4 protein-coding genes are annotated in these 5,489 nt (G+C 42.9%); 1 reads left to right on the forward strand and 3 read right to left on the reverse strand.

Features of this window, described 5'->3' with window-relative positions; genetic code table 11:
- From F3741_12230 to guaB, 3 genes are all read right to left on the reverse strand, one after another.
- Positions 1–1,095 (reverse strand): hypothetical protein (locus tag F3741_12230; GenBank protein MZG31547.1); only part of this gene is annotated, 1,095 nt, incomplete at its 3' end.
- Positions 1,096–1,470: 375 nt separating this feature from the next.
- A complete protein-coding gene (guaA, locus tag F3741_12235; GenBank protein MZG31548.1) occupies positions 1,471–3,027 on the reverse strand; it encodes a glutamine-hydrolyzing GMP synthase in 1,557 nt (518 codons plus the stop codon).
- Between the two features lie 40 nt (positions 3,028–3,067).
- On the reverse strand, positions 3,068–4,534 hold the full coding sequence (guaB, locus tag F3741_12240) for an IMP dehydrogenase (protein ID MZG31549.1): 1,467 nt from the start codon (positions 4,532–4,534) through the stop codon (positions 3,068–3,070).
- Between the two features lie 367 nt (positions 4,535–4,901).
- On the opposite strand from guaB, the gene F3741_12245 reads away from it, so the two are divergent.
- Positions 4,902–5,099 (forward strand): hypothetical protein, encoded by a 198-nt coding sequence (locus F3741_12245; protein MZG31550.1) that lies wholly within the window; start codon positions 4,902–4,904, stop codon positions 5,097–5,099.
- Positions 5,100–5,489: the final 390 nt, after the last annotated feature.

Genomic DNA, 5,489 nt, shown 5'->3' on the forward strand with positions numbered 1-5,489 from the left:
TATGTTTGTTAATGCCTCTATCGTTGATGGCAAGTCCTTTACCTCTGCTGGTTCAACACCAATCGCATCCCCCTTCTGTCTACCTATGCCAGTAAGAAGATAAAACTTAAATTTATCTGCATCAATTCTCACAATATAATAAATTTTATTGTTATTCGTTGATAGTTTCTTTATTTTTTGGAATAAATCTCCACGTCTGCCAATAACTACTCTCTTACCAGTTTTACCAACATCTACTTTGATTTTGCTTTTCACAACTTTATCTTCACTAAAAATGCTTATGTTGCCCCAACGTAACAAACGTGCTTCACCAAAACGTAACCCAGAGTTTGCTAAAAGTAGAATAAAGTATTTTACGAGTTCTCTTTCTTGTTTTTCTTTATCAGTCATCTTCTTTTTAGACCAAGAATGTAGATACTTGTATATCTCTTTCCATTCTTTCTGTGTAAATGCGTCACGTTTATCTGCGTTCTTTGCCATCTCTTCCCAGAGTGGTAGTTGTGGTGCTTGTATCCAACCCAACTCTAATGCGTGTCTAAACACGTTGCCTATGGTTGCTCGTTCATTCACTAATGTTACATCTCTCACTAATGGATTTTTCTTTCTACGATACTGCGTGTATTTGTGTCTAAAAGTATCTTTGCGTATCGTTGATAGTTTTGTATCTTTTCCAAGAAAACCAAGTAAATGACGTTCTACTTGTGTTCGTATCGTTACGAACCTGCCTTCTGTAATGCCTATATCACCCTTACCAACTGCTCCAACTCTTATCCGTTGTTTCTGCTCGTCCATATATTTCTCAACCAACTCACCAAGTGTTGCGTCAAAAACTTTTAGACCAGTTCGTAGTTTGGTCTGTATAGTCAAGTAAAGTTCTGTTGCTCTTGTTATTGCCGTTTCTTTTTCTTTTGTTCCAAGTGCTTTTCGTAAGTATCTTTTATCTTCTGCTATCCACATTCTAAACTGCCAGTTCTTACCAGAACGAGAACCACGATAGACAAGAACATCTCCTTCGTGGAGTTCTATTTCTTCATTACGAACAAACTTCTTTTGTATTTGTTTGTTCTTTCGTTTTGTCTTTTTTTTGGTAGTCATTTTGATAGAAAAACACCAAAACTATTGACTTGCCCTTGATAAACCAACAAGTCAATAGTAACGAATAAAATGTTACTTGTTGTTTTAGTTGGAGATATGGATTTTACGTAAGTCATTTTACGTAACTAATACGTAACCGCATTTTTAGGTGACTTTGGAATTCAATCAACAATAAAACAATATGTTAGATTTTGAGAACACCTGAAAAACTATTGACACTGATGAAACCATCAAATACGTAACATTTACGTAACTCCACTTTTTTTGCCATTGATTTATAAGGGTTTATTGATGCAAGAAAATGGTTTTTTGATCTTGCCAAAAAACTTAAACTATTGATTTATTGGGATCTATTTGATTTGCAGTTGCGTTTTTTCATTCCCATTCAATGGTTCCAGGAGGTTTCGAGCTGATGTCGTAGACCACCCGGTTGACCCCATGCACTTCATTGATGATGCGGTTGGAAAGTTTGCCCAGGAGTTCGTAGGGCAGGTGAGCCCAGTCGGCGGTCATGCCATCGGTGCTGGTAACGGCACGAATGGCCACAACATTTTCATAGGTACGGGCATCTCCCATAACGCCCACAGTTTTGACGGGTAGGAGGACAGCGAAGGATTGCCATAAATCGTTGTACAAACCTGCGGCTTTCACTTCTTCAAGAATGATTTTATCGGCGGCGCAAAGGATGTCGAGCCGTTCACGGGTTATGTCTCCCAAAATGCGGATTGCCAGTCCCGGACCGGGGAACGGTTGCCGATTTATGATTTCGTCCGGCATTCCCAATTCGCGCCCAAGAACACGCACTTCATCCTTGAACAATTCGCGAAAAGGTTCGAGGAGTTTTAAATTCATTTTGTCCGGCAGGCCGCCAACGTTGTGATGCGATTTGATCACTGCAGAGGGGCCGCCTTTGAAGGAGACCGACTCAATCACATCAGGATATAAAGTGCCCTGGGCGAGGAATGTGAAGTCCCCAAGTTTTTTAGCTTCTTCCTCGAAAACTTCGATGAAAGTATTACCGATAGACTTCCTTTTTTGTTCCGGGTCGGTGACGTCTTTAAGTTTTTTGAGGAACTTGTCCGCTGCATCTATGACATCAAGATTGATATTGAAGTTATCGCGAAATGTGTTCTCTACTTTTTCTCTTTCTCCAGACCGCAAAAGGCCGTTGTCAATAAACAGGCAGTGCAGGTTATCCCCTATGGCTTTATGAATCAGCACTGCCGCTACGGAAGAATCCACCCCTCCGCTTAATCCGCAAACGACTTGTGAGTTTCCGACTTTGTCCTGGATATCTTTGACAATGTAGTCAACCAGCGATTCCATTTTCCAGTTTCTCGCGCACTGGCATATTTTAAAAAGGAAATTATTAAGAATCTTTGTGCCTTCTGCTGTATGGACCACTTCAGGATGGAACTGCAGTCCATAAATTTGTGCGACTGGGTTTTCTATGGCTGCCATAGGAGAGTTGTCCGTGAAGGCAATTCCTTTGAAACCAATAGGAAGTTTTGAAATCCTGTCACCATGACTCATCCACACGATGGATTTATTCTTCACCTCTTCAAACAAGTGAGAAAATTCTTTGAGCATCAATTCGGCCCTGCCAAATTCCCGATGTGGGGAAGGGTCCACTTTGCCGCCAAGAATATGGGTGATGAGTTGCATGCCATAGCAAATGCCGAGCACGGGAATTCCCAGCTCAAATAACTCTCGCTCACACAGTGGTGAGTCTTTTTCCTGAACGCTTGCAGGACCACCTGAAAGAATGATGCCTTTTGCGTTAAAATTTCTTATTTTCTCAAGCGACAGTGTGCAGGGTTGTATCTCACAATAGACCTGGGACTCCCGAATTTTTCGGGCAATGTTTTGAGTGTACTGCGACCCAAAGTCAAGAATGAGTATTTTTTGTTCGTGCAGGATGTCAGTGGTCATGGTAATGCGGTTTGGTTTGTCAGGGAGAAATCCCGTAGGATTATTCGATATTATAATTAGGAGCTTCTTTTGTCACGATCACATCATGAACGTGGCTTTCGCGAAGCCCTGCCGATGTGATCTTGATGAATGAAGCATTTTTTCTCAACTCATCAATGGTTGCGGCTCCACAATAACCCATCCCTGCGCGCAGTCCTCCTAACAGTTGATGGACGGTGAATGACAACGCTCCACGATAGGGAATGCGTGCTTCCACACCTTCTGGAACCAATTTGCTCTCAGAAAGCTCCCATTCCTGGAAATAGCGGTCGCTGGAGCCCTGGGACATGGCACCTATGGAGCCCATGCCCCGGTATTCCTTGTAGCTTCTTCCCTGGTAAAGAATTTTTTCTCCCGGGCTTTCTTCTGTTCCGGCGAACAGGGAACCGATCATCACAGTGTTGGCTCCAGCGGCGATAGCTTTTGTGATATCTCCAGAAAGCTTGATTCCTCCATCAGAAATGATGGGGATATTTTTTTTGGTTGCAACTTTGACGCATTCTGAGATGGCAGAGATTTGCGGAACCCCAACTCCCGAAACCACACGTGTTGTGCAGATGGAACCGGGGCCAATGCCAACTTTCACCGCATCGGCTCCGGCTTTGATCAAAGCGGTAGTGCCTTCAGCTGTGGCTACATTGCCACCAATAATTTCCAGTTTAGGAAAAGTTTTTTTGATTTCTCTGATGGTTGACAACACTTTTTCTGAATGACCATGGGCACTGTCGATGACCAGAACGTCCAGACCGACCCGGATTAAATCTTCAATATGTTCTGTGGGGTTCTGGGTAACCCCCAATGCTGCTCCAACCAGAAGCCGGCCTTTGGAATCTTTAGCTGCGTTGGGAAACTTTCCGGCTTTTTCTATATCCTTTGTGGTGATCAAACCTTTAAGATGGCCTTTTTTGTTGACCACCAGAAGTTTTTCAATGCGGTTGTCATGCAAAAGCTGTTTCGATTTTTCCAGAGGAGTCCCTTCTGGAATCGTAACCAGATCGTCTTTAGTCATCAAAGAACGGATTTTTTTATTAAGCTTATTTTCAAATCGAAGGTCCCTGTTGGTCAAAATTCCCACCAGCTTTTTGTTTTGTGTGATGGGGATGCCCGTGATGTTGTATTTCCGCATGACTTCAAGTGCTTCGCTGATTTTTTGATCAGGTTCCATGGTAATCGGATCAGGAATCATTGCGCTCACGGAACGTTTAACCTTGTCAACCATCTTACGCTGTCTTTCAGGCGCAAGATTACGATGGATGATGCCGATTCCGCCTTCCTGAGCTAACGCAATAGCCAGGCTTGCTTCAGTAACCGTATCCATAGGGGCACTGATTAATGGACAATTCAACTTTATCTTGCGAGTCAAACGGGTCGAAAGTTTTACGTCTACGGGCAAAACTTTAGAATGAGCGGGCAGGAGCAATACATCGTCAAAAGTGAGATAGGTTGGGACATTTTTTGGGTCAATCATAAGACATTATAACAGAATTTTTATTAAAAACTTAAAGTTGCAATACTAGCACCCCGGAAGCCGGGGAGCCAGTGAAAAACTTTTTTGCCGTTCAAAATACTGACGGTGATGGCAAAAGTTTTATTTACTGGCAAAGAGTTTTTCGGTTTGAGGAGGATTTCCACCTTGAGCCCGGCATCACATGAGACCCGTCGAATGTGATAACCTAAATACTTATGTTGGTTGTTGTTTTCTGTGTGGAGTTTTACAGTGTTCTATTCCATATTTCCTTAAAGTTTTAACTTGGGAGTATTTTTAAGATCAATCGATAGCATGAAAGTAATAACGCAAATTCTTTTAACTCTGTGGGTGTTTTGTGGAACGATTGATGCCCAGCCACTGTTCCAGGGTGATGGAGAACGGGAAGATTGGATGGGGACCTACTTTCAAGGTCGCAAAATGGGTTTTACCCGGGTGCAAACGCGATGGAACCCTGAGATCATTGAAGTGGACTCTAAAGTTTTTTTCCAGATTAGATCTGAGTCCATTGATCAATCCACAACAATCAGCCAAAGGACTCGATTGAGTCCGGACCTAAAGTTTCTGGGTTTTTCACTATTACAGGAAATCACGGGTCATCGGCAACAGGTCGAAGGCAGGATGGAAGGAAATCGACTGGTGTACCGGGTGAAGTCGCGAGGTTTTGATAAAGAGAAGACTATTGACTTGCCGCCCGGCGCATTACCGTCATCGACTTTTCTTTTAAACTTGATGGCAAACGGTTTGAAAGTGGGGCAAAAAGGAACTCTGCCTCTCTTCCTGGAGCCGTTTCAGATGCTGGTGGATTTGGACTATGAAGTTTTAAGAAGGGACAATCTGAACTACGAGGGCAGGTCGGTTGATACTCTTGTGATAAGGCAGGAATTTAGTGGAATCGAATCTACTCTGTGGGTGGATGGCAATGGTTCAGTGATAA

The organism is Nitrospinota bacterium (genome assembly GCA_009873635.1).
Classification (GTDB): Bacteria; Nitrospinota; Nitrospinia; order Nitrospinales; family VA-1; genus LS-NOB.